General features: G+C 62.6%; 3 protein-coding genes. All 3 read left to right on the top strand.

Going from position 1 to position 1,593, the window contains the following annotated elements:
• Window positions 1-446: ATP-binding cassette domain-containing protein (locus tag EN884_RS35405; protein WP_164895403.1), on the top strand; the 446-nt coding region annotated here is incomplete at its 5' end.
• Window positions 443-1,192: an ABC transporter ATP-binding protein gene (locus EN884_RS35400; protein ID WP_013527922.1), complete on the top strand. Its 750-nt coding sequence runs from the start codon at window positions 443-445 to the stop codon at window positions 1,190-1,192. The genes EN884_RS35405 and EN884_RS35400, both read left to right, overlap by 4 nt.
• Window positions 1,193-1,237: 45 nt before the next feature.
• On the top strand, window positions 1,238-1,552 hold the full coding sequence (locus EN884_RS35395) for a hypothetical protein (protein ID WP_063169981.1): 315 nt from the start codon (window positions 1,238-1,240) through the stop codon (window positions 1,550-1,552).
• Window positions 1,553-1,593 lie beyond the last annotated feature (41 nt).

Below are 1,593 nucleotides of genomic sequence, written 5' to 3'. Positions count from 1 at the left end.
GTGCATTGGCCATGCTGGAGGCGGTGCAGATCCGTGATCCCTCTCGCGTCTTCAATTTGCATCCGCATGAAGTTTCGGGCGGCATGGGCCAGCGCGCCATGATCGCCATGATGCTGATCGCCGGTCCGGAAATGATGATCGCCGACGAGCCGACCTCGGCGCTCGACGTCACCGTGCAGCTCGATGTGCTCGGCATCCTCGACCGGCTGGTCAGTGAGCGTGGCATGGGGCTGATCTTCATCTCGCACGATTTGCGCCTGGTCTCGTCCTTCTGCGACCGCGTCATCGTCATGTATGCCGGCAAGGTGGTCGAGCAGCTCAAGGCGTCCGAACTCGGCCAGGCCCAGCATCCCTACACGCGCGGCCTGCTCAATTGCATGCCCAAGATCGGTGCCGACCGCCACCCGCTGCCGGTGCTCGACCGCAAGCCGGAGTGGGCGGCATGACTTCTGCGATTGCCGTCGACAGGCTGGAAGTGATCTTCGACCGTTTTCGCGCACTGAAAGGCGTCAGCCTCGACGTGCAGCCGGGCGAATCCTTCGGCCTGGTCGGCGAATCCGGCTCCGGCAAATCGACGCTGCTGCGGGCCATCGCCGGCCTTGCGCCGGTTGCATCGGGCGGCATCGTCGTCAACGGCAAGACGCTCGGCGCGCGCCGCGACAAGGCCTTCTACCGTGAAGTGCAGATGGTCTTCCAGGATCCGTACGGGTCGCTGCACCCGCGCCAGACCGTCGACCGTCTGCTGCAGGAGCCGCTTGCCATCCATGGCTTTGCCGACGGCGAAAAGCGTATCCAGCGGGCGCTCGACGAAGTCGGCCTCGGCAACGGTTTTCGGTTTCGCTATTCGCACCAGCTCTCCGGCGGCCAGCGCCAGCGCGTGGCGATCGCGCGTGCGCTCATTCTGGAACCGTCGATCCTGCTGCTCGACGAGCCGACCTCGGCGCTCGATGCCTCGGTGCAGGCGGAAGTGCTCAACCTGCTGGAAGAGGTACGCAAGCGCCGCAAGCTGACCTTCCTGATGGTCAGCCACGACCTCGCCATCATCACCCATATGTGCGAGCGGCTGATGGTGATGCAAAGCGGCGAGGCGGTGGAGAATCTGGCGGCGGCAGACCTTGTCGAGCGCCGCGTGACCAAGGACTATACGCGCAATCTGTTGCGGGCCAGCGACGGGTTTGTGAGAACCGCTTGAATTCGTTTTCTCTTTTGCGCCGAACAACCATCTTGGGGAATTCCCATGGAGGAATGGAAGTTTGCGGATCCGCCCAATGTCGCGGTGTTTGTGGATAGGGCAGTCGTTACCCGCGGCGATTGGATTACATACGTCTCACATGACGATGACGACGGCAGTTGGCAATTCCACAACAGCGAAACCGGACCTGTTGACGAAGGCGATATCATGATCGTCAGCTTGCAAAACGTTGTGCAGCGGGACGAAAGCATCCAGGCGTTGGCGGACTTGCCAGAAGGCTGGCACGCTTGGCGCACCTCGAAATCGTCGCCATGGCAACGCGCCAGGTCGCGCCCTGTGCCCTCCAACGACAACGAATGATCAGGCAAAGCCTTAGGCTGAGCCTTGCGCCAGTTCGCCGC

The sequence above is a fragment of the Mesorhizobium sp. M7A.F.Ca.AU.001.01.1.1 genome, from assembly GCF_004022735.1.
Lineage (GTDB): Bacteria > Pseudomonadota > Alphaproteobacteria > Rhizobiales > Rhizobiaceae > Mesorhizobium > Mesorhizobium ciceri.
This window is presented reverse-complemented; position numbering and strand designations above follow the sequence as displayed.

Bases quoted from the DNA above. Each gene is read 5' to 3' on its own strand.
- EN884_RS35395 (WP_063169981.1), top strand. From the start codon at position 1,238: ATGGAGGAATGGAAGTTTGCGGATCCGCCCAATGTCGCGGTGTTTGTG.
- EN884_RS35400 (WP_013527922.1), top strand. From the start codon at position 443: ATGACTTCTGCGATTGCCGTCGACAGGCTGGAAGTGATCTTCGACCGT.